At 62.3% G+C, this 22156-nt stretch carries 23 protein-coding genes; 13 read left to right on the top strand and 10 right to left on the bottom strand.

Annotation, left to right across the window (positions count from 1 at the left end):
- Positions 1-720: a Tim44/TimA family putative adaptor protein gene (locus LSG43_RS00860; protein WP_231800427.1), complete on the bottom strand. Its 720-nt coding sequence runs from the start codon at positions 718-720 to the stop codon at positions 1-3.
- 271 nt (positions 721-991) lie between these two features.
- On the opposite strand from LSG43_RS00860, the gene LSG43_RS00855 reads away from it, so the two are divergent.
- Both LSG43_RS00855 and secB read left to right on the top strand, forming a co-directional pair.
- On the top strand, positions 992-1426 hold the full coding sequence (locus tag LSG43_RS00855; RefSeq protein WP_231800416.1) for an FxsA family protein: 435 nt from the start codon (positions 992-994) through the stop codon (positions 1424-1426).
- A gap of 131 nt (positions 1427-1557) precedes the next feature.
- Positions 1558-2103: a protein-export chaperone SecB gene (secB, locus tag LSG43_RS00850; RefSeq protein ID WP_231800414.1), complete on the top strand. Its 546-nt coding sequence runs from the start codon at positions 1558-1560 to the stop codon at positions 2101-2103.
- Between the two features lie 70 nt (positions 2104-2173).
- Here the strand turns inward: secB and dnaQ are convergent, their stop codons facing one another.
- Genes dnaQ through LSG43_RS00830 form a run of 4 tightly spaced genes read right to left on the bottom strand, consistent with a single transcriptional unit; the run spans position 2174 to position 4927 of the window.
- Positions 2174-2878 (bottom strand): DNA polymerase III subunit epsilon, encoded by a 705-nt coding sequence (gene dnaQ / locus LSG43_RS00845; protein ID WP_231800412.1) that lies wholly within the window; start codon positions 2876-2878, stop codon positions 2174-2176.
- Positions 2865-3473: a dephospho-CoA kinase gene (coaE, locus tag LSG43_RS00840; protein WP_231800410.1), complete on the bottom strand. Its 609-nt coding sequence runs from the start codon at positions 3471-3473 to the stop codon at positions 2865-2867. The genes dnaQ and coaE overlap by 14 nt, the downstream gene beginning before the upstream one ends.
- 3 nt (positions 3474-3476) lie before the next feature.
- Positions 3477-4325 (bottom strand): shikimate dehydrogenase, encoded by an 849-nt coding sequence (locus tag LSG43_RS00835; RefSeq protein ID WP_231800408.1) that lies wholly within the window; start codon positions 4323-4325, stop codon positions 3477-3479.
- The gene (locus tag LSG43_RS00830; protein WP_231800406.1) at positions 4322-4927 is read right to left on the bottom strand and encodes a Maf family protein; all 606 of its coding nucleotides are present in this window, start codon (positions 4925-4927) and stop codon (positions 4322-4324) included. Before LSG43_RS00830 ends, LSG43_RS00835 begins: the two co-directional genes overlap by 4 nt.
- A 455-nt stretch (positions 4928-5382) precedes the next feature.
- On the opposite strand from LSG43_RS00830, the gene hemE reads away from it, so the two are divergent.
- The 8 genes from hemE (at position 5383) to LSG43_RS00790 (ending at position 14148) form a co-directional block, all read left to right on the top strand.
- Complete coding sequence (gene hemE / locus LSG43_RS00825; protein WP_231800404.1) at positions 5383-6417, top strand: uroporphyrinogen decarboxylase; 1035 nt, start codon at positions 5383-5385, stop codon at positions 6415-6417.
- 13 nt (positions 6418-6430) lie between these two features.
- Positions 6431-6865 carry a protoporphyrinogen oxidase HemJ gene (gene hemJ / locus LSG43_RS00820; RefSeq protein ID WP_231800402.1) on the top strand — a complete coding sequence of 145 codons (435 nt, stop codon included), beginning with the start codon at positions 6431-6433 and terminating at the stop codon, positions 6863-6865.
- 185 nt (positions 6866-7050) lie between these two features.
- Entirely contained in the window at positions 7051-8316 is a 1266-nt protein-coding gene (gene rho / locus LSG43_RS00815) for a transcription termination factor Rho (protein WP_231800401.1), read from the top strand.
- Positions 8317-8332: 16 nt separating this feature from the next.
- A complete protein-coding gene (gene mnmE, locus LSG43_RS00810) occupies positions 8333-9637 on the top strand; it encodes a tRNA uridine-5-carboxymethylaminomethyl(34) synthesis GTPase MnmE (protein ID WP_231800400.1) in 1305 nt (434 codons plus the stop codon).
- Positions 9638-9775: 138 nt separating this feature from the next.
- Positions 9776-11641, top strand: coding sequence for a tRNA uridine-5-carboxymethylaminomethyl(34) synthesis enzyme MnmG (gene mnmG, locus LSG43_RS00805; protein ID WP_231800399.1), 1866 nt, complete (start codon positions 9776-9778; stop codon positions 11639-11641).
- Complete coding sequence (gene rsmG, locus LSG43_RS00800) at positions 11638-12306, top strand: 16S rRNA (guanine(527)-N(7))-methyltransferase RsmG (RefSeq protein WP_231800398.1); 669 nt, start codon at positions 11638-11640, stop codon at positions 12304-12306. The genes mnmG and rsmG overlap by 4 nt, the downstream gene beginning before the upstream one ends.
- Positions 12307-12454: 148 nt before the next feature.
- The gene (locus LSG43_RS00795; protein ID WP_231800397.1) at positions 12455-13255 is read left to right on the top strand and encodes a ParA family protein; all 801 of its coding nucleotides are present in this window, start codon (positions 12455-12457) and stop codon (positions 13253-13255) included.
- Between the two features lie 11 nt (positions 13256-13266).
- Positions 13267-14148 (top strand): ParB/RepB/Spo0J family partition protein, encoded by an 882-nt coding sequence (locus tag LSG43_RS00790; RefSeq protein ID WP_231800396.1) that lies wholly within the window; start codon positions 13267-13269, stop codon positions 14146-14148.
- A gap of 151 nt (positions 14149-14299) precedes the next feature.
- Here the strand turns inward: LSG43_RS00790 and holA are convergent, their stop codons facing one another.
- Genes holA through leuS form a run of 3 tightly spaced genes read right to left on the bottom strand, consistent with a single transcriptional unit; the run spans position 14300 to position 18427 of the window.
- Positions 14300-15322: a DNA polymerase III subunit delta gene (holA, locus tag LSG43_RS00785; RefSeq protein ID WP_231800395.1), complete on the bottom strand. Its 1023-nt coding sequence runs from the start codon at positions 15320-15322 to the stop codon at positions 14300-14302.
- Complete coding sequence (locus LSG43_RS00780) at positions 15319-15819, bottom strand: hypothetical protein (RefSeq protein ID WP_231800394.1); 501 nt, start codon at positions 15817-15819, stop codon at positions 15319-15321. Before LSG43_RS00780 ends, holA begins: the two co-directional genes overlap by 4 nt.
- Entirely contained in the window at positions 15806-18427 is a 2622-nt protein-coding gene (gene leuS, locus LSG43_RS00775) for a leucine--tRNA ligase (protein ID WP_231800393.1), read from the bottom strand. The genes LSG43_RS00780 and leuS overlap by 14 nt, the downstream gene beginning before the upstream one ends.
- A 148-nt stretch (positions 18428-18575) precedes the next feature.
- Here leuS and LSG43_RS00770 point away from each other — a divergent pair, with 148 nt between their 5' ends.
- From LSG43_RS00770 to LSG43_RS00760, 3 genes are all read left to right on the top strand, one after another.
- Positions 18576-19265: a YggS family pyridoxal phosphate-dependent enzyme gene (locus LSG43_RS00770; protein ID WP_231800392.1), complete on the top strand. Its 690-nt coding sequence runs from the start codon at positions 18576-18578 to the stop codon at positions 19263-19265.
- Positions 19266-19384: 119 nt separating this feature from the next.
- Positions 19385-20068 carry a response regulator transcription factor gene (locus LSG43_RS00765; protein ID WP_231800390.1) on the top strand — a complete coding sequence of 228 codons (684 nt, stop codon included), beginning with the start codon at positions 19385-19387 and terminating at the stop codon, positions 20066-20068.
- Positions 20069-20129: 61 nt separating this feature from the next.
- Positions 20130-20591: a Crp/Fnr family transcriptional regulator gene (locus LSG43_RS00760; protein WP_231800389.1), complete on the top strand. Its 462-nt coding sequence runs from the start codon at positions 20130-20132 to the stop codon at positions 20589-20591.
- A gap of 21 nt (positions 20592-20612) precedes the next feature.
- Here the strand turns inward: LSG43_RS00760 and LSG43_RS00755 are convergent, their stop codons facing one another.
- Positions 20613-21413, bottom strand: a complete 801-nt coding sequence (locus LSG43_RS00755) for an exodeoxyribonuclease III (RefSeq protein ID WP_231800387.1) — start codon at positions 21411-21413, stop codon at positions 20613-20615.
- 87 nt (positions 21414-21500) lie between these two features.
- Positions 21501-22124, bottom strand: coding sequence for a LolA family protein (locus tag LSG43_RS00750; RefSeq protein ID WP_231800386.1), 624 nt, complete (start codon positions 22122-22124; stop codon positions 21501-21503).
- Positions 22125-22156: the final 32 nt, after the last annotated feature.

Here is a 22156-nt window from a genome sequence, read left to right as displayed (position 1 = left end):
TTACTGCAGATCGTTGGTGGCGACGAGCTTCCAGTTGGGGTCGCGCGACCGGGTGTTGCGCACGAAGGTCCACTCGTCGGCAATCGAGACGACCTGACCGGGGGTGCCTTCGACCACTTCTCCCGCCCTGTCGCGGGTGACCGAAACGACTTCGGCGTCGATTCTCAGGGTCACCACCGCGTTGCGCTTGTCCATACCGACTTCTGCGAAATCGATGTTGGAAAGCCCCACAAACGTGAACTCGACAGTCTGTCCGGCGGCCTCGCGCTCGGCGATCGCGGCCTCGAAGCTGTCATAGACATCCTTGTCGAGGAGCGTTTTGAGGGTCTTGCGATCGCCGGCCGCGAAGGCTGTGACGATCATCTCGTAAGCCGACTTTGCACCCTCGATAAACGACTTGGGCGAAAAGGCGGGATCGGCGGCGGCAATTTCGTTCAGGCCATTGGCGACGTCCTCGCGGCCATTGGCGTATCTTTCGATCTCCGCTTCGCGCTTCCGTTCGAAACGCTCCGTCTCCGCATCTTCGCCCTGGGGTTTGCGGTTGGGCAGTTGCACGACCGTGTCGTCATTGTCCGGCCGGGTGCGGGACACGCGCTCGTAACGGGCTGAAGGCGGACGCTCGTTGCCGGTGCGCGTGCCGAGAACCGAGCGCAGCCGCAACAGGACGACAATGGCCACCACGATAACGATGATGGTCGGAAAATCGAGAAATTCGCCCATAAGTGTCTCGCATCCTCAAGCATTGGAGTTTTTTGCGGCGGTGCAACCGCGCGACATTGAGTGACCTATATATAAGCAATCGCGCCGTGCAAACCACCTTAGGGGACCGCAAGCTGAACGATTGGTGATCGCCAAAGCCCGGACACGGACACCACGTTTATACGATAATAGGCGTTTCTGCGTCCGATTTGGAGGTTTCGGGGTTGAAATCGCGCGCTTTCGTGCGCAGTTGAGTCACCAACCACCGCATCGTGCGCAAGGACATTTGACGATGGGCCGCCTGATCCTTCTGGCCATTCTTTTGATGCCGTTCATCGAGATCGCCACCTTCATCTGGGTGGGCGGGCTGATCGGCATATTGGCGACTTTGGCCGCAATCATCGGTACGGCCGTCGCCGGCGTCGCGCTTTTGCGCCTGCAGGGGGTCGGGCTTATCATCGATTGCCAGCAAATGATGGCGCGCGGGGAAATCCCGGCGCGGCAGTTTGGCGAGGCGATGCTCCTGGCGCTTGCCGGCGTTCTGCTGCTGATCCCGGGATTCGTCACCGACGTTATCGGGTTCATCCTGTTCATCCCGGCGGTCCGCTCGGCAATCTTCACGGCGCTGAGCCGCAATATGGTCGTCGTCACAACCTACCGTCCAGCCAACCATCCGGGGGCGGACGGACCGAAGTCGATCGATCTGGATCACGATTCCTACCGGTAACGTTCGCGCCCCGCACGGTCCACGCGCCTTGTGGCCTTTGGCCAAAGATGGTAGCCACCTGACCAAACCGGCTTACAAGGAAGCGCGACGTCCTTAGGGCGCGCGGCACATAAAGAGGAAATCGAACTCCGATGGCAGAGGATACCAAGGATACGCCCGAAACCGGCGCTGCTGGGCAGGCGCCCGACGCGACCAATACGCCGTCTTTCGCGATTGTCGGGCAATATATCCGGGACCTGAGCTTTGAAAACCCAAACGCCCCGGGCTCGCTCGTCGCGGCGGCGCAGAAGCCCGGCTCGAACGTCAATATAAACGTTCAGGTCAAGAAGCAGTCCGACGAGGTCTACGCGTCCGAGATCGGGATCAACGTCAAGACCGAGCACGAGGGCAAGGTCGTTTACGCGGTCGAACTCGTTTACGGCGGGCTCTTCCGGGTCAAGAACGTGCCGGAGAACCAGCTGGGTGCGCTCCTCATGGTCGAAGCGCCGCGGCTCATTTTCCCGTTTGCCCGGCAGGTGCTGGCGCAGACGATCCAGCAGGGCGGCTTTGCACCGCTGATGCTCGAGCCGGTCGATTTCCTTTCGCTTTACCGCCGCAATCTTCAGGCCGCCACCGAGCGCCAGAAGCAGCAGGCGGGACAGGACGCCGGTGAAGAGGCAAAGCCGACGGTCAACTGACCGGGGCGCTGTCGACCGCGATCAAATACGCCCGGAGCTACGGCTTCGGGCGTTTTGTCTTTCGGGCGCTTCAGGTCCGGTACTGTGCCCAGATCGCCTTGTCCCCCAGCTCTCTTTCCAGAAACGCCGCATGCGCGGCGCGCTCGGCGTCGGTGAGCCGTGAGGGCAACGGGGTGGGGCGCTGCATCGCGCGGGGGCGGGCCGTCGGTTCGGTGCCGTAGCTCTGGGCTTCGGCGGAAAGGGCGAGCGCAACCTGGCGGCCGCCGATCAGCTCGAGATAGACCTCGGCCAGGATTTCGGAGTCTAGAAGCGCCCCGTGAAGCGTACGGCGCGAATTGTCGATGCCGTAGTGCTTGCAGAGCGCATCGAGGCTCACACGCGCGCCGGGGTGCTTTTCGCGCGCGAGCATGACGGTGTCGATTACGGGATTTTTGAGCGCCGGGCGCCGGATCCATTCGAGTTCGGCGTTCAGAAACCCCATATCAAAGGGCGCATTGTGAATAATGAGCGTCGCATCGCCGATAAAGGCGAGGAAGTCCTCGGCGACCTCGGCAAAGAGGGGCTTGTCGCGCAGGAATTCATCAGAAAGCCCGTGCACCTTGAAGGCCTCTTCGGGCATGTCGCGCTGGGGATTGATATAGATGTGGTGGTTCTTGCCTGTCGGTACGTGATTGACGAGTTCGACACAGCCGATTTCCACCAGCCTGTCACCCTGCTGTGGGCTGAGGCCCGTGGTTTCGGTATCGAGCACGATCTCGCGATTACTCACCCGCATTTTCTCTGCCTCTTTTTTCGCGCAGCGTGGCGATAACCTGACGCAACTGGCTGGCGCTGTCGGCGATCGAACCCGACGTATCGATAACGTAATCAGCCCGCGCGGCTTTTTCTTCCTGGCTCATCTGGCGGGCCAGGACCATGTCGAATTTTTGCTGGGTCATGCCGGGCCGGGCGAGCGCGCGCCGCCGCTGGAGTTCAGGCCTGCAGACCGTAACAATCACGGTGTCGAGCACATAGCGCGATCCGGTTTCGAAAAGGAGCGGGATTTCAACGACGGCGATATCGGCGCCGCTCTCCTCGGCGGCCTCGAAGAAATCCGCGGCCTTGCCACGCACAAGGGGATGGATCAGCTCTTCGAGATCAACGATGCGTTGGGGGTCGGCCGCCAGAATCGCGCTTAGCGCCGCGCGATCGACCTTTCCGTTGACGGTCGCGCCCGGGAACATCGTCTCCATCGCTGCCACCGCGTCTTTTTCGTAAAGTTCGTGGACTGCCCTGTCGGCCGAATAGGTGGGCAGGCCGAGCGCCGCGCATTCGGCAAGGACGGTGGATTTTCCCGTCGCGATCGACCCTGTCAGCCCTACACGCAGCATCTTTCAAAGCCCCATGGCCGAAACGATCCGGGCGCGCAGCTCCGTGGTTACCTCCGGATCCTTGCCGAACCAGGCGGCAAACCCGGGCGTCGCCTGATGGAGCAGCATACCCAGCCCGTCGACGACAGCATATCCGTGCGCGCGCGCATCCGCCAGAAGCGGGGTCACGAGGGGGGTGTAGACGATATCGTTGACGACAGCCCCCTCGCCCAGTGTCTCGAGCGGCAGATCGTCAAAGCGGGTGCCGCCCATGCCGATCGAGGTCGTGTTGACGAGAAGCCCTGCTTCAGGCGCGAACACCGCGAAGTCCTCGAGCCTGCCCAGGGTGACCGAAGGTCCGAAATCGCGCGCAAGCGCCTGGGCGCGTTCGGGCGTGCGGTTGAGGATGACGATCCTCGAGGTTTCCCGGGCGATCAGCGCCGCCAGTACGGCCCGCGCAGCGCCCCCGGCGCCCAGGACGATCGCCGTTTTCAGATCGCCATCCCATCCGGGTGCGCCGGCATCGAGATTGGCAAGAAAGCCCAGATAGTCGGTGTTGCTGCCGTGGATTTCCTGGCCCCGGCGTACGAGCGTATTGACGGCACCGATGGTGCCCGCGAGCGGGTCGACGACGTCGCAATGGGCCATCACCGCTTCCTTGTGGGGAATGGTGATGTTGCCGCCGACGAATTCGCGTCCACGCAGGCGGGCCATGAAGGCCTCCAAATCCGCCGGGGCGACGTCGAATGCCCGGTATGAGCCCGAAATGCCGTAGCGTTCGAGCCAATATCCGTGGATCAACGGCGATTTGGAATGCGCAATCGGGTGGCCGATGACGAAGGCGGCCGGAGACGAAGAGGAAGACGATATCATGCCGCGCCCGGTTTAAGGGTTTCCGGGGCAAACTGGGCCAGCGCGGCAATCAATGGCAAGAGCGGCAGGCCCAGAATGGTGAAGTAATCCCCCGAAATAGACGCAAAGAGCCGCACCGACGGGCCTTCGAGCCGATAGCCACCGACCGATGAGAAGATGCTGTCGCCTTCGAGATCAAGAACGGTCTCAAGCTCGGCATCGGTAAAGTTCTTGATGAGAAGCGTCGCGGTTTCGACATGCTGCCAGAGGCGGACGCCATCCTTCACGAGCGCGACACCTGCGTGAAGCTGGTGCGGCCGGCCGGCCATGGCGCGCAATTGCGCTTCAGCGTCGGCGCGCGTGCTTGGCTTGTGGACTTCGAGGTCGCCGCATTCGAGTGTCTGATCGGCACCGATCACGACCGCAGCGGGATTTGCAGCGCTGACCGCCTGTGCCTTGGCGAGGGCGAGGGCTCCGGCAACCTCCTTTTTGTCCGCGCCCGAGGTACTGACTTCCTGCTCGATCGAGCGCTCATCGACCGCCGCAGGCCGCGCCGAAAACGCGATACCGGCGTTGTCCAGAAGCGTTTTCCGCGTTTGGCTTTTCGAAGCAAGGATCAGCATTTCTGGGCCTTTCGGGCAAAGCGGCGGCACGGTTTTTCACAGGGTCGTCCCCGGCGCCTGTTAAGAAACGATATGCGGACAGGACCAGCGACTTTTGTCCCCGCTGGCCGGATTTCGGTTAACAGATCGTTAGCTGTGGAGCGAGATGGAAGGGTGTGGGTAACTCCGGGGAAATCGGCCGGTGCCGCGTACCGGCTCGTTAAGGTTTCATTAACATGTTCCCACGGCGCCCGTCATGGTTAACGCCCCCTTAACGCGGCGCCTTGCGCCAAAACGCCCCGGCGCCGGCAAGAATGAATCCCCAGGCGACGATTGGGCGGGTTTGCCGCAGCGGCAGTTTGACATCGGGATTGTGAGCAGCCGAGAATTCCTGCAAAACACAGCCATAAAGAAAAAACAGACTCATTTAAGAGTCTTAGACCCTCCCCAACCCGATCCTCCGAGTGCCTTTGCCCATGCCCATTACGCCTACCGGAAAACCTCTGCTCGATGCGGCTTTGGGTATCCGCCAGGAAAAGCCGCCCGTCTGGATCATGCGGCAAGCCGGGCGCTACCTTCCCGAATATCGTGCGGTACGCGAAAAAGCCGGCGGTTTCCTCGATCTGTGTTTCAATCCCGATTTTGCAACCGAGGTCTCCCTTCAACCGCTCAGGCGGTTCGACCTCGATGCGGCCATCCTTTTTTCCGATATCCTCGTCATTCCGCATGCGCTTGGACAACCGGTCCGCTTTGCGGCTGGGGAAGGGCCGCTACTCGAGCCCCTTGATGCCAACGCAATCGATCAACTGACGCCTGAAACGGCTTTGGAACAGCTCGAGCCTGTTTTCGAGGCTGTGAGCCGTATCAAGTCAGCGCTCGCCGACGACAAGACGCTGATCGGCTTCTGTGGAGCGCCATGGACCGTGGCGACCTACATGCTGGGAGGCAAGGGATCTCCCGACCAGGCAGCCGCGCGGCTGTTTGCATTGCAGCATCCCGAAGCGTTCGCGGCACTCATTGACATTCTCGTCGAGGTTTCCGCGCGCTATCTCATTGCCCAGTTCAGGGCCGGTGCCGATATCGTCCAGATTTTCGAAAGCTGGGCCTTAAATCTCGATGAAGATGCCTTCGTGCACTACGTTCTCGGCCCCAATGCCAGGATTGTCGAACGGGTCCGCGCGGACATCCCCGACGCGCCGATCATCGGCTTTCCCCGCGGCGCGGCCGGAATGATCGGGAGGTATGCGACCGAAACGGGCGTCAACGTTCTCGGGCTCGATTTTTCCATGCCCGTTGGGTTCGCCAACAAGATGCTGCCCGAAACGCTGACGGTGCAGGGTAATCTCGATCCGCTGCGGGTCGTTGCCGGCGGCAAACAGATGGAGGATCGGGCGCGGGCGATTGTTGACGGGTTCAAAAATCGGCCCCATATCTTCAATCTCGGGCACGGAATCACACCGCAAACGCCTATCGAACACGTCGAAGTCCTTATCCGGGCTGTAAAACAATAACCGGACGCGCGCTGTGAACTGGTATCCCTGGGTTCTTTCCCTCCACGTTATCTCCGTCATCGCCTGGATGGCGGGCTCGCTCTATTTGCCCCGGCTTTTTGTCTATCACGCGGACGCCGAACCCGGTTCGGTGCAGTCGGAAACCTTCAAGGTCATGGAACGCCGGCTTTTGAGGGGCATCACAACGCCGGCGATGATCGCGAGCTGGGTGTTCGGGCTGACGCTCGCCTTCGGGTTCGGAGTGGTGGATTTTTCCCAGGGCTGGATGTGGGTCAAGGCCGCCTTCGTTATCGCGCTTTCGGGCTTCCATGGGCTCCTGGCGCGCCATCAGAAGGCTTTTGCAGCGGACAAGAACGACAAGCCCGCCCGCTACTACCGGATGATCAACGAGATCCCGACGGTTCTCATGATCGTCATCGTCATCATGGTGATCGTCAAACCGTTCTGACGCGTAAGTTTTTGCCCCTTGGCGCGCTTGCTTGCGGTTCTGCTTGCAATCGGACCTGAAATCGGTTTATGCAAAACCGCAGAGACCGCGCGTCCGTCGCGGCAAGGGCCTTTTTTCAAACGCGCCCGTCTTTTCCTCCACATATCCTTTCCCTTCTACATCCATCTCCCGCGAAAAGGCAGATCATGGAATTCATGAAGCTTAGGGACTTAAAGGCCAAATCTCCGGCCGAATTGCAGTCCTTTGCTGAAGACCTCGAAGTTGAAAACGCAAACACCCTGCGCAAGCAGGAATTGATGTTCGCCATATTGAAGCAATTGGCGACGCGCGAGGTCGATATCACGGGCGAGGGTGTGGTCGAGGTGCTTCCGGACGGGTTCGGGTTTTTGCGCTCACCGGACGCGAACTACCTTCCCGGCCCTGACGATATTTATGTCAGCCCGTCCCAGATCCGGCGCTTCGGGTTGCGCACCGGGGATACGGTCGAAGGCCAGATCCGCTCGCCCAAAGAGGGTGAGCGTTATTTTGCGCTCTTGAAGGTCAATACGATCAACTTCGAAGAGCCCGAAAAGGTCCGGCACAAGATCAATTTCGACAATCTGACGCCGCTTTATCCCGACGAGCGTCTGCGCATGGAGCTCGAGGATCCGACGACCAAGGACCGGTCGGCACGCGTTATCGATCTGGTTGCGCCGCTTGGAAAGGGCCAGCGCGCGCTCATCGTCGCACCGCCCCGTACCGGTAAGACGGTATTGTTGCAGAATATCGCACAGTCGATCGCGAACAATCACCCCGAATGCTATCTCATCGTGCTTTTGATCGACGAGCGGCCGGAAGAAGTCACCGACATGCAGCGCTCGGTGAAGGGTGAGGTGATCTCCTCGACCTTCGACGAGCCGGCTTCGCGTCACGTGCAAGTGGCTGAAATGGTTATCGAAAAAGCCAAACGCCTGGTCGAGCACAAGCGCGATGTCGTGATTTTGCTCGATTCGATCACCCGTCTTGGCCGCGCTTACAACACGGTGGTGCCGTCATCGGGCAAGGTTTTGACCGGCGGTGTCGATGCCAACGCGCTGCAACGCCCCAAGCGTTTCTTCGGTGCGGCGCGCAATATCGAGGACGGCGGCTCGCTGACCATTATCTCGACGGCGCTGATCGACACAGGATCGCGCATGGACGAAGTGATCTTCGAAGAGTTCAAGGGCACGGGCAACTCCGAAATCGTGCTCGACCGCAAGGTTTCCGACAAGCGCGTCTTCCCGGCCATCGACGTCACGAAATCGGGCACGCGCAAGGAAGAACTGCTTGTCGAGCCCGATATTCTGCGGAAAATGTACGTCCTGCGTCGCATCCTCAATCCGATGGGAACGGTGGATGCGATGGAGTTCCTCCTCGACAAGCTGCGCCAGACCAAGACCAATGGCGAATTCTTCGACTCGATGAATACCTAGGCCGATCCCGTTCAAAATGGCTCAGCCCACCATCGTCGCGCTGTCTTCCGGCTCTCTGCCGTCTGGCGTGGCGGTGGTGCGCCTTTCCGGCCCCAAGGCCCTTGCAGCGGTCGAAACGCTCTGCGGGGCGCTTCCTGAGCCCCGCAAGCTCGCATTGCGGACGCTGCGGGACCCCGGGGCGGGTGAACCCCTCGACCAGGGCCTTATCGCCATCTTTCCTGCTCCGCGTTCTTTTACGGGCGAGGATTGCGCCGAACTGCACGTGCACGGCTCGCCGGCTGGCGTCAAAGCCATTCTGGGCGCTTTAACGGCCATGGAGGGCGTTGTTCTCGCCGGGCCGGGGGATTTCACCAGACGGGCGTTTGAAAACGGCAAGTTCGATCTGACGGCCATCGAAGGGCTGGGCGATCTGCTCGCGGCGGAAACCGAAAGCCAGCGCAAGCAGGCCTTGATGCGGCTCGGCGGCGGGCTGGCGGTAAAGATCACACGCTGGCGGGACATTCTTATCGATGCCCGGGCGGAGATCGAGGCGCATCTCGATTTTGCCGACGAGGATGATGTTCCGCAAGACTTGCCCCAGGACTTCGGGCCCGGGCTCGCCACGTTGGCGCGCGATATCGAATCGGCGCTTTCCGGCTATGCCAGTGGCCGCATTGTTCGCGAAGGCTTCCGGATCGTCCTTGCCGGACCGCCGAACGCGGGAAAATCCAGCCTTCTAAATGCTTTAGCCGGTTCAGACCTCGCCATTGTGACCGACGAAGCAGGCACAACGCGTGACACGAAGGACGTTGCAATCGACCTCGGCGGGCAATTGGTGATCGTCACCGACACTGCAGGGCTGCGCGAAACGACGAGCAAGGCCGAAGCGGCCGGAATAGAGCGGACGGGGCAAGCCCTCGATCTCGCGGACCTTGTTTTGTGGCTCGACGCGCCGGATATTGCGGAGGCATCTCTGCCGGAAACCCGGTCGCCGGTCTGGCGCCTGGCGACAAAGGCCGATCTCCAGCCCCCGAAAAGCGGAGATCTCGCAGTCTCTGCGCGGACGGGCGCGGGGGTGGAGGCCTTGATTTCAAGGCTCAAAACCCATATTGAGGCGCGGCTCGGCGGTGCGGAAACCGGGCTGGTCAGCCATTTACGCGACCGACAGGCGCTCGAAGCGGCCCTCGGCCACATTCATCGTGGGATCACGCTTATCGATCAACCGGAATTGTGCGCCGAGGAATTGCGGCTGACGTCGGATGCGCTGGCGCGGTTGATCGGGCTTATTGACACGGAAACCGTGCTGGACCGGCTGTTTGCGGGGTTCTGCATCGGAAAGTGATTCACGTGAAACAGCGATTGCCGGTTGCAACGGAACCGGATTCACGTGAAACACGATGACGACAATGAAACAATCCTGGCCCTTTTGATGACACACATCGCGGCCACGATGATTCACGTGAAACAGAGTTAGACACACATGAGCGATTTCGGCGTCATTGTTGTGGGGGGCGGGCATGCCGGCTGCGAGGCTGCGGCCGCGTCCGCGCGCATGGGGGTGCCAACAGCCCTTATTACCCACAAGCGCGCCACCATCGGCGAGATGAGCTGCAACCCGGCGATCGGCGGGCTGGGCAAGGGGCATTTGGTGCGCGAGATCGACGCGCTCGACGGGGTTATGGGACGGGTGGCCGATGCCGCCGGTATCCAGTTCCGGGTCCTCAACCGGCGCAAGGGGCCCGCGGTGCGCGGACCGCGGGCGCAGGCGGACCGTGCGCTTTACCGCAGCGCCATGCAGGCTGAACTGGCCGGCACGCCCAATCTCGAGATTATCGAGGGCGAGGTCGACGATCTTGTGACCGAAGGCGGCGCCGTTGCCGGCGTTGTGCTGCTCGACGGGCGGCAATTCGGGACGAGGGCGGTGGTTCTGACGACCGGGACGTTCCTGCGCGGGCTGATCCATCGCGGTGAAGAGACGATCCCGGCCGGGCGCGCCGGGGAGCGACCGGTTCTGGGGCTTTCGGAGCGGCTTGAAGGCCTCGGACTGACGCTGGGGCGCCTCAAGACCGGAACACCGCCGCGGCTCGATGCGGGGTCGATCGATTTCGGGGCGCTCGCCGCGCAGCACGGGGACAACCCGCCCGAGCCGTTCTCGGCGCTGACCGACGCGATTACCAACCCACAGATCACGTGCTTCGAGACACGGACGACCGCTGAAGCGCATCGGATCATCTCGGACAATCTTTCGCGGTCGGCAATGTATTCGGGACGCATCCAGAGCCGGGGGCCGCGCTATTGTCCGTCGATCGAGGACAAGATCGTTCGGTTCGCGGACAAGGAGAGCCATCTGGTCTTTCTCGAACCCGAAGGCCTCGACGATCCGACGATCTATCCGAACGGCCTTTCGACGTCACTTCCTGAAGAGGTGCAGCTTGCTTTCCTCAAGGCGATGCCAGGGCTCGAGAACGTCGTCATCAAGCGGCCCGGCTATGCCATCGAGTACGATCATGTCGATCCGCGGGAACTTTCGCCGGCCTTGATGCTGCGGGCGGTGCCCGGGCTTTATCTTGCCGGGCAGATCAACGGCACGACGGGTTACGAGGAGGCCGCGGCGCAGGGTCTCCTGGCGGGGGCCAATGCGGGGTTGGCAGTCCAGGGCGCCGAACCACTCATTCTCTCGCGCACCAATTCCTATCTGGGGGTCATGATCGACGACCTGGTGACGCGCGGGGTGACAGAACCCTATCGGATGTTCACGTCGCGGGCCGAATTCCGGTTGCAGTTGCGTTCGGACAATGCCGATCAGCGACTGACCGATCTCGGGATCGCGGTTGGCCTTGTGGGCCAGCGCCGCAAAGAGCATCACCGTGCGCGCATGGCGCGGCTCAACGCCGGTACGACGCTGTTGAAGTCTCTATCGGTCACGCCGACGGCGGCGCGCAAGGCCGGTGTCAAGGTCAATGCCGACGGCGTGCGGCGCACCGCGTTCGAGCTGATGAGTTATCCGAATACGGAAAAGCAAGAAATTACAACGCTTTGGCCGGAGGTGGGCGAAATCGATCCTGCCACCTACGAGCAACTCGCGATCGATGCGCAGTATGCGGTTTATCTTGAGCGGCAGCACGCGGACGTTGAGGCGGTCCGGCGTGACGAAGGCCGGGCGATTCCCGAATGGCTCGACTATGCCGCTTTGCCGGGGCTGTCCAACGAGATGAAGCAGAAACTCATCGCGGCGCGGCCGCAGACCATTGCCCAGGCCCAGCGGATCGAGGGCGTGACGCCGGCAGCGCTGACCCTGATCCTCGCGGTCATCCGGCGCGGCCGTATGGAGCGAAAGGCAAGTTGAGCGCGTCCGGATCGCTTTCGTCGCTGGAGCCCTACCGCGACTGGTTCGGCCGCGACCTCGACGCGGTGCATGCGGACCTCGCGGGCCTTAACGACATGGTGGAAAAATGGCAGCGAGTGCAGAATCTCGTTTCACGTGAAACAGTCCGCGCGATCTGGGACCGGCATATTCTCGATTCGCTGCAATTGCTGCCGCTGATCTTCACATCCGCGACCGAGGCGCGTGGTCCGATGCATGTGCTCGATATCGGTTCCGGTGGCGGTTTTCCCGCAATCCCGCTCGCTATTGCGCTCAAGGATAGCGGTGTCCGGTTCGATCTGATCGAGTCCAATGGCCGCAAATGCGCTTTTCTCAATGCCGCGATTCGCGAATTCGGGCTTGCGGGCGCGCGCGTCCACAATGCGCGCATCGAAGCCGTCGACCCCGAAGATGTGGGCGAAATCAATATCATAACCTCACGCGCCCTGGCGCCTTTACCGCTTCTTCTGCGTTATGCGCTGCCCTTCTTTGGCCCGAATGCAAGGGCTTACTTCCATAAGGGCAGGGAATTTCGTGAAGAACTGCAACTCGCGGATTCTTCTTTTGCCTTCGACGTGGTACATCATAGGAGCCTGATCGACCCCGAAGGGGTTATTCTGGAGCTGACGCATCTGCGGGCGCTCTGATCGGGACTTCGGTTCAAGCGGCGCAAGGCGCTTTCCCTATTGGGAAACCGGAGCGAGTCTTTTGGTTCGTCGCGCTTTGGGCGATAAAGCGGGTTGCTTGTCGTTTGGCGCGCTAAGGGATTGAAACCAAACAGGTTTCGGAGGCCACATGCATCCGCGTATCCTCACGCTCGCCAATCAGAAAGGCGGCGTCGGCAAGACAACGACGGCGATCAACCTCGCCACGGCGCTCGCGGCGATCGGCGAGCGGGTTCTGATCATCGATCTCGATCCCCAGGGCAATGCCTCGACAGGGCTCGGGCTTGGACGGGCGCAGCGCGAGCGGTCGAGCTACGACCTTCTGCTCAATGAATGCACGGTCGTCGAGGCCGCGGCGCGCACGGCGGTGCCGAATGTCGCCATCGTCCCCTCGACGATGGATCTTCTGGGCGTCGAGCTCACAATCGCCGCCGAGCGGGACCGGGCGTTCCGGCTCAAGGAAGCGCTCAAGACCGCGCACGAGATCACGATCGACGGCAAGCCGATCAGCTATGTTCTGATCGACTGTCCGCCCTCGCTCAATCTTCTGACGATCAATGCGTTGACGGCCGCCGATGCGGTTCTGGTGCCGCTGCAGTGCGAATTCTTCGCGCTCGAGGGGTTGAGCCAGCTTCTGCAGACCATCGAGCAGATCCGCTCGACGCTCAATCCCGGCTTGTCGATCCAGGGCGTAGTGATGACCATGTACGACAAGCGCAACAACCTGTCCGAACAGGTTTTGGCGGATGTGCGCGACCATATGGGGACGCTGGTCTACGACACCGTCATTCCGCGCAATGTGCGGCTGAGTGAGGCGCCGTCCTACGGCAAGCCGGCGCTTTTGTACGATTTGAAGTGTGCAGGCAGTCAGGCTTACCTGCGGCTAGCGACTGAGGTGATCAAGCGCGAGCGGCAGTTGAGGGCGGCCTGATGGAGATCAAGATGAACGACAAACCCGCCCGTCTGGGCCGCGGCCTTGCCGCTTTGATTGGTGACATGGGGCCCGTCGAGGCGCCCCGCCAGCTCGATACCGGCTCGGGCGTCCGGCGATTGCCGGTTGAATTCGTCGTCGCCAACCGCGCCAACCCGCGCAAGGATTTCGACGACGAGCTGCTTGAGGACCTGACCAATTCGATCCGCGAGAAGGGCGTGATGCAGCCCTTGCTGGTGCGCCCGAGCGCGGAAGATCCCGACCGGTTCGAAATCATTGCCGGCGAGCGCCGCTGGCGGGCGGCACAGAAGGCCGGGCTGCACGAAGTTCCCGTGCTGGTGCGTGAAGTCGACGACAAGGAAGCGCTCGAACTCGCGATTATCGAGAACGTCCAGCGGGCCGACCTCAATGCCCTCGAAGAGGCGCAAGGATACGGGCAGCTGATGGACCAGTTCGGCTATACGCAGAACGATCTCGCCCAGGTGATCGGCAAATCGCGCTCGCATGTGGCCAACACGCTGCGGCTGCTGCGGTTGCCCGCCGAGGTGCAGGAGATGATCGAAAGCGGCGATCTGACCGCTGGGCACGCGCGGACGCTGATTACCTCGGACGACCCGCTGGCGCTGGCGCGCCGCATCGTTTCAGCGGGGCTATCGGTGCGCGAGGCCGAGGCCCTGCACCAGAAAGATACCGAAGCCAAGAAGCGTCCGGCCTCCGAAGCCAGCACCAAAGGCAAGGAAAAAGACGCAGACACGTTGGCGCTCGAGCGGCAATTGTCCGATGCGCTGGGGCTTTCGGTGACGCTCGACCACAAGGAAAAGGGCGGGAAGCTCGAAATCCGCTACAAGACGCTCGAGCAACTCGACGGTGTGTGCTCTCGGCTGATGGGGTAGCCACCACCCTGCGCAAAATTTCAAAGCCCGGTGCGGATGCGCCGGGTTTTTTAGTGGGTGTTTCACGTGAAGCAGTTGACTTTACGGTCGCGCGCCAGATCAAGAATATACGTTTACTGGCAAGGACTTAGATGTCCCATGGCCAGTAGGGTCATCGGCGAGCCGCTGCCATGCAAACGGCCAGCATGGCCTGCCGGGCGGTGGCCTGGGCAAGGGCCGAAGACTTGCGGGACTGGGCGACCGCGAGGCTCAGCCGGGCGCAGGCACTGGCGAGGCCGTCGTCGTTCCAGATGCGCAATTGTTGTTCCATCGCCGATTTGCGCGAAAAGTGGATGCGCGGGGTGGCGCGGTCGATAACCTGATTGGGGGGCGTGCCTTCGTCGATCTGGGACCGCATGGCGCGCAGACGGGCGAAGTGGTTGAGCGCGACGGCGAGGATGCGCTGGGTGTCGGTACCGGCAGCCGCGGCGCGGGTCAGGGCGGTGTCGAAATTCCTTGCATGGCCGCTGGCGATGGCGTCGACGACCGCGTCGAGGGCAAGGGCCGCGTTGTCGCCGCAGAGCGCGGTCACGTCGTCGCGGGTCAGGCTGCCGCCTTCGCCGGCGTAAAGAACGAGCTTTTCGATCTCGCCACGGGTCACCTGGCGGTCATTGCCGAGCATGTCGCGCAGGAAGGGGACGAGGTCGGGCTCGGTGGTGATATTGGCGGCGGCGAAGCTTTCGCGGATGAGCTTGTCGAGGGATTGGCCGGTATCGGCGTAGCAGGGCAAGGCGCGGGCGTCGCGGCGCTGCTCGGCCAGTTTACGCAGGGAATCCGAGGGCTTGAGGTCTCCGCCCTCGACAATGAAAAGGGCGTCGGCTTTCTCGTCGAGCAGTTCGGTCAGGGTCGCGGTGAGCTTGTTAGTGGCTGCGCGGACGCGAATGACCTTGCCCGATCCGAACAGCGAAGGTGTGCGCGCCTCGATGCCGAGACGCTGGGCGTCGGCGTCGATCTCGCTCATGTGCAGGGTGACGAGACTTTCAGGGTCCGGCGGGTCTCCGGCGAAGGCTTTGAGGAGTCGGCCAGCGTTTTCCGAGACCAGCCCGCCATCGGGGCCATAGACGAGTATAAACCCTTGATTTAACGAGGGTTTGGCAAGAAAGGTCTCGATATCGCGGCCCTTGAGCGCCGTCATTGGGGAGCGAGCTCGGCCAGCAGGGCGAGGCGAACGGCTTCGGCAACGGCGCGGGTGGCCTGTTCTTCGGCATTGGCTTCGGCGCGGTCGTCGGCGAAGGTCTGACCCGTGCGCTGGTAGCCGGAGACAGCCGTGCGCTTGCCGGTGGATATCACCGCGCCGTCTTCGCGCAGCGTCCAGGTGGCGGTTGCGACGACCTGGCGGTCGGACACCGGGCTCGATGCGGAGGACAGGCCGACGCGGGTTTCGCTTATGCCGACGGACACCGAAAGCACCGGCGCGTCGGCGTCGGTCGAGCGGCCGAGGTCGCGGGCGAGTTCCTGGTAGACGATCTGCTCGAGCCTCGATCCGGGCTCGGCGTAGCGCAGGGCGAGCGCCGGCCGGCTCTGGGCCGCGCCGGAATAGACCGGACCGAAGCTGCACGCGGCGAGCACTGGCGCGGCGAGCACGGCGATTGCGACCGCCGCCGCGCGCGCGGCGCGGCTAGGCGACCACATTGACGATCCTGTTGGGCACGACGATGACCTTCTTGGGCGATTTGCCGTCGAGGATACGCGCGACGGCGTCGAGCGCAAGGGCCGCCTCTTCGACCTGCGGGCCGGCGGCATCCTTGGCGACGGAGATTTCGCCGCGGCGTTTGCCGTTGACCTGCACGGCCAAAACCACTGTATCGTCAACGAGATAGCGCGGATCGGCTTCCGGCCAGGGGGTGTCGCAGACCATCCTGTCGTGCCCCAGAACGCCCCAGCAGCTCTCGGCCAGATGGGGCATCATCGGCGCGATGGTCTGGATGAGGAATTCAACCGAGGTGCGCAACGCCTTGATCGCGGTCAATGATGGGGCGGGAGCGATCGCGGGGAGAAATTTCGAGATCGCGTTGGTCAATTCGTAGACCTGCGCGACGGCACGGTTGAACCTCAGGCCGGCGATGTCGCGGGTGATCTGATCGACGGCCTTGTGGGCGGTCTTGAGCATTTCGATCGACGCGGGATCCTCGTCGAGGGTTTCCGCGCTGGTGTCGAGCACGGCGCTCGCCTCATTGACCAGCCGCCAGACGCGCTGGACATAGCGCCAGGCGCCCTCGATGCCCGCCTCGGTCCACTGGACGTCGCGCTCGGGGGGCGAATCGGAAAGGACGAACCAGCGCACGGTGTCGGCGCCGTAGGCGGCGATCATGTCCTCGGGGTCGATGACGTTGCGCTTGGATTTGCTCATCTTTTCGACCGAGCCGATGGTGACCGGCTTGCCCGTTCCGATGTGGCGCGCGACGCGTTCCTCGCCGACCATCTCGATGGCGACCTCGGTGGGCGCAAGCCATTGGCCGCTATCGTCCTTATAGGTCTCGTGAGTCACCATGCCCTGCGTGAACAGGCCCTTGAAGGGCTCGTCGATGCCGATATGGCCGGTCTTTTTCATCGCGCGGGTGAAAAAGCGCGAATAGAGCAGGTGCAGGATCGCGTGCTCGATGCCGCCGATATACTGATCGACCGGCATCCAGGCGTTGGCGAGCGCGGGGACGGTCGGGGTTTCGGCGCCCGGCGCGGTGAAGCGGGCGAAATACCACGAGGAATCCACGAAGGTGTCCATCGTGTCGGTCTCGCGCCGGGCCTCGGCGCCGCATTCGGGGCAGGTGGTGTTGCGGAACCCCGGATGGCGGTCGAGCGGGTTGCCGGGGGTGTCGAATTCGACGTCCTCGGGCAGGCGTACGGGGAGCTGATCCTTGGGTACGGGCACGACCCCGCAATGATCGCAATGGATCACCGGGATCGGGCAGCCCCAGTAGCGCTGGCGGGAGATGCCCCAGTCGCGCAGCCGGTAATTGGTCTGGCGCACGCCTTGCGGCTTGCCGTCGACGAGGCGGGTTTCGAGCGTTTGCGCGATTTTCGCCTTGGCGTCCTCGACATCGAGCCCGTCGAGGAAGCCCGAATTGAAGACCTTGCCGGGGCCGGTATAGGCCTCGTCGGTGATGGTGAAGCTTTTGGGGTCCGCGTCCTCGGGCAGGATGACCGGGATGACGGGCAGGCCATAGGCGTTGGCGAAGTCGAGGTCGCGCTGGTCGTGGCCGGGGCAGCCGAAGATGGCGCCGGTGCCGTAATCCATCAGGACGAAATTGGCGACATAGACGGGCAGCGTCGCGCCCTCGATGACCGGGTGCTTGACCTCAAGCGTTGTCTTGAAGCCTTTTTTCTCTGCGGTTTCAATGGTTTCGGCGGCTGTGCCCATGCGGTGGCACTCGGCGATGAAATCGACGAGCGCCGGGTCGGTCTTGGCAAGCTCGGCGGCCAGCGGATGATCGGCCGAGAGCGCGATGAAGGATGCGCCGAAGAGCGTATCGGGGCGTGTGGTGAAGACCTCGATGGTTTTGGCAGGGCTTTGTTCGGTCGCGACCTCGAAGAGCATGCGCAGGCCTTCGGAGCGCCCGATCCAGTTCTGCTGCATCAGACGGACTTTTTCCGGCCAGTTGTCGAGCCCATCGATGGCCTCGAGCAATTCCTCGGCGAAGTCGGAAATCTTGAAGAACCATTGGGTCAGTTCGCGCTGTTCGACGAGCGCGCCGGAGCGCCAGCCGCGGCCGTCGATCACCTGCTCGTTGGCGAGGACGGTCTGGTCGACGGGATCCCAGTTGACCTTGGAGGTCTTGCGGGTGACGAGCCCGGCCTCGAGGAAGTCGAGGAACAGCATCTGCTGGCGGTGGTAGTAGGCCTCGTCGCAGGTGGCGAACTCGCGGCTCCAGTCGAGCGAAAGGCCCATGGACTGGAGCTGGGTGCGCATGGCGGCGATATTGGCGTAGGTCCATTCGCGCGGGTGGACCTTGTTGGCCATCGCCGCGTTTTCCGCGGGCATGCCGAAAGCGTCCCAGCCCATGGGGTGGAGGACCGTCTTGCCTCTGGCGCGCTGGAACCGCGCGACGACGTCGCCCATGGCGTAGTTGCGCACGTGACCGACATGGATGCGGCCCGAGGGGTAGGGAAACATCTCGAGCACATAATAGGGGTCGGCGGGGATTTCATCGGAAACCGTGAAGGTTTCCTTCTCGTCCCAGGTTTTCTGCCAGAATGGTTCTTTCTCGCGCGGATTGTAGCGCTCGAAATCGTTTGCGGTCACTTTGCTGCCCGAGCTTTGTTTTTTAAATTGAGGGTGCTGTCTTTGCGTGGTTGCGCGTTCGTAGCGAAAAAGTGATACCCACCTTTTTCGAGCGCGCTCCCGTTGGTAGTACCCATCACCAGAAAAGCACCCAAAGGTCAACCGTTCCATGACTGCGCCAGCGCCTTCGCAAACCCCCGCCGCCCAGCGGCTCGAGGACATCGTGCTCCGGATGGAGAAAGCCGCGCGGCGAATCGAGGGGCTCGCGGTCCCGAAGCTCATTGCGGTTTCGAAAACCTTCGGGACGGATGCGATCGAACCCCTGCTCGCCGCCGGCCAGCGCGATTTCGGTGAAAACCGGGTGCAGGAGGCGCAGAGAAAATGGCCGGCCCTCAAGGCGGCATATCCGGACGCGAGGCTGCATCTGATCGGGCCGCTGCAGACCAACAAGGCCAGGGACGCCGTGGCGCTCTTTGACGTCATTCATTCGCTCGACAGGGAGAAACTCGCGAAAATCCTCGCGAACGAGATGGCTGCCCAGGGGCGTAAGCTGCCGTGCTTTGTCCAGGTCAATATCGGGGGCGAAGAGCAAAAGGCGGGCGTCGCGGTGTCCGAGACGGTTCAATTCGTCGGCCGGTGCAGGGAAGCGTACGGGCTCGAGATCGCCGGTCTGATGTGCATCCCGCCGGTCGAGGAGGCACCGGGGCCGTATTTCGCGCAGCTGGCGCAATTGGCTGCGGATGCCGGGGTTTCGGGGCTTTCGATGGGGATGAGCGCGGACTTTGAAACCGCGATCCTGATGGGTGCGAGCCATGTGCGGGTGGGTTCGGCCCTCTTTGGCGCACGCGACGGGCATTGAAACAATTTCCAGCCGTCATACGTACTGATAGAATAACGCTGATGTGATTGGCGGGGTCCCGGCTGTAGGCTAGACTGTAGTCGCGCGAAAAACCGTATTGAGTTCAAGGGCTTTGTGGGATGATCAAGCGCCATCTGTTGATCGTTGACGACGAAAAGGAGTTGCGTGACAGCCTCAGGGATCAGCTCGCGCCCTATCGGGAGTTCGAGGTGGCCGAGGCCGAAACCGCCTCCCAGGCCCGCGAGGCCGCCGCATCGCGTCATGTCGACCTGATGCTGCTCGATGTCGGGTTGCCCGACATGGACGGGCGCGAGGCCCTCAAGCTGATGCGCGAAAACGGCTTCCGCGCGCCGGTGATCCTCCTGACCGGACACGACAGCGATGCCGACCAGATTCTGGGGCTGGAAAGCGGCGCCAACGACTATGTCACCAAGCCGTTCCGGTTTTCGGTGCTTTTGGCCCGCATCCGCGCCGCGCTCCGCCAGCACGATCAGAGCGAGGACGTGGTCTTCACCATCGGGCCCTATACCTTCCAGCCGGCGGCCAAGCTCTTGGAAAACGGCGACGGGCAGAAAATCCGCCTGACCGACAAGGAAACCGCGATCCTCAAATTCCTCTACAGGCAGGGCGCCAAGACGATTTCGCGCGACGTGCTGCTCGCCGAGGTCTGGGGCTATAACAACCGGGTGACGACCCATACGCTCGAGACCCACATCTACCGGCTGCGGCAAAAAATCGAGCGCGATCCCTCGCATGCGCGGCTGCTGGTGACTGAAGAGGGCGGCTACAGACTGGTCCCCTAAGCCTTTGCGGCGGCTGAAAAATATGTCACCTATGAGCTCTTAGTGCCTTTTGGGGGCAGCGATGGGTGACGACGAGGCGGTTGCCGTCTTCCGCAAGTTCGAGATTTTCGGCGGTTTCAACGACGAGCAATTGCGGCTTCTGGCTTTTGTGAGCGAGGAGCGTGCGCTTGCGCGCGGGGATACGCTTTATGTCGCCGGGGAAAAGGCGGACGGGGCCTATGTGCTCGTGACCGGCACGCTGGAGGGGATCGATGGAGACCTTGATGGGGCCGGCGCGCGCGCGCCCTATCCCATCGTCGCGCCTGCTCTTATCGGAGAGATGGGGTTGATGCTGACCCGGCCGCGCGCGACGTCGATCCGGGCCCGGTCCTCGGCGCAGCTGCTGTACATACCGCGCGAACCGTTCCTGAAACTTCTGCGCAACGATCCCGAGCTTGCCGAAAGCGTTTCGGCGATTCTCAGGGCGGAACTGGCGCGGTATCTGGAAAGAATAGCGCAGATTGCGCCGAAGTTTTCCCAATAGGAAACGAACTGAGCATCGGCGCTAGCCGAAATCCACGATCACGGGCACGTGGTCGGAGGGTTTGTCCGACCACCCGCGGGCGGGGCGGAGGATGCGGCAGGCGTTCGAGTGGGCGGCGATGTCTCTTGTCGCCCAGATGTGGTCGAGACGCCGGCCGCGGTCGGAGGCGGACCAGTCCTTGGCGCGGTAGCTCCACCAGGAATATATCTTTTGCTCGATCGGGATATGCCGGCGCACGAGATCGACCCAGTTACGGCGGCCAAGGAGCGCGTTGAGGGCTTCGGTTTCGACGGGTGTATGGGAAACGACGTTCAAGAGCTGCTTGTGGCTCCAGACGTCGTTTTCGTGCGGAGCGATGTTGAAGTCCCCGCAGATGATCTGGCGATCGTCAAAAACGAGATCGTCGAACCAGTCGGACATCTCAGCGAGGAAGTCGAGCTTGTGGCGGAATTTGGGGTTGCGCTCGGGATCGGGCTCGTCGCCGCCGGCGGGAACATAGAAATTATGAACGGTCACCGGGCCGCGGCCGAAATCGAGCCTGGCCGAGACGTGCCGGGAATCGGGGATGCCGCAAAAGCCGCGGGTGGCAATTTCGTCGATGGGGGATTTCGAAAGGATGGCGACGCCGTGATAGCCCTTCTGCCCGTGAACGGCCTGGTGGGCATAGCCGGCTTGTTTGAACGGTTTTGCCGGGAACTGGTCGTTGGTGCATTTGATCTCCTGCAGGCACAGAACGTCCGGCGCGTATTCGGCGAGGAAATCCAGGACGATAGGCAGGCGCAGGCGCACCGAATTGATGTTCCAGGTGGCAAGTGAGGGCATAAACCGACTCGAAAAAAGGGATAAAGGCGCGGGGCCTTTATCCCTTTGGCGGGCGGACGTGTAAAGGGCGGGGCCGCGGACCGGGTGTCAGCGCTGTACCTGGGAATAGGTGGGATCGATATAGAAATAGCTGTCGGGGATATCGATGTTCTTCTGGGTGTCGTAGATCGAGAAAGTGGTTTCGACGCCCGAGGGCTCGATGAGGCTCCATTGGGCGAGGTCCAGGGTTTCGCGCTCGAAGATGAGCGAGACCTGGACTGTGCCGATGGGGGTATCGTCGACCAGCGAGACCGAGACGTGGGTTTCGCTCATCACGACGTCGGTGAGGTTGGAGGTCATGAGGTTCACCTCGTCACCCAGAACCTGGCGGAGCGGGACGTGCTCCTGGTTGTAGGCATATTGGGAACGCTCTTCGCGGTTGATGACGTAAAAACCGCGCCCCTGCGAGATGATCTCCTCGCGGCTCGGGGGGCCGTAGCGGAAGCGGATGTGGTTGGGGCGCTTGAGCCAGAAAACGCCTTCGGTGCGGCCGCCCTGGCTGTCGACCTGCACGAAGCGGCCGGCCATGGTGCGGATCTCGGTATTGTGCTGGGAAATCCGCTGGAGCATGTACTCTTCATCGAGCGTCAGCTCCCGGGTCTGGGCGGTGGCGGCCGTCGCGCCGGCGACGAGGAGGACGAGTGCGAGCGCGGCTTTGATAAGGCGTGTCATGATCGGCAAGACCTTCGAGCGAAATGGATTTT

Source organism: Pelagibacterium xiamenense, assembly GCF_021166475.1.
GTDB lineage: Bacteria > Pseudomonadota > Alphaproteobacteria > Rhizobiales > Devosiaceae > Pelagibacterium > Pelagibacterium xiamenense.
Note: the sequence above shows the minus strand (reverse complement) of the source record. Positions and strands in the feature narration are given on the sequence as shown.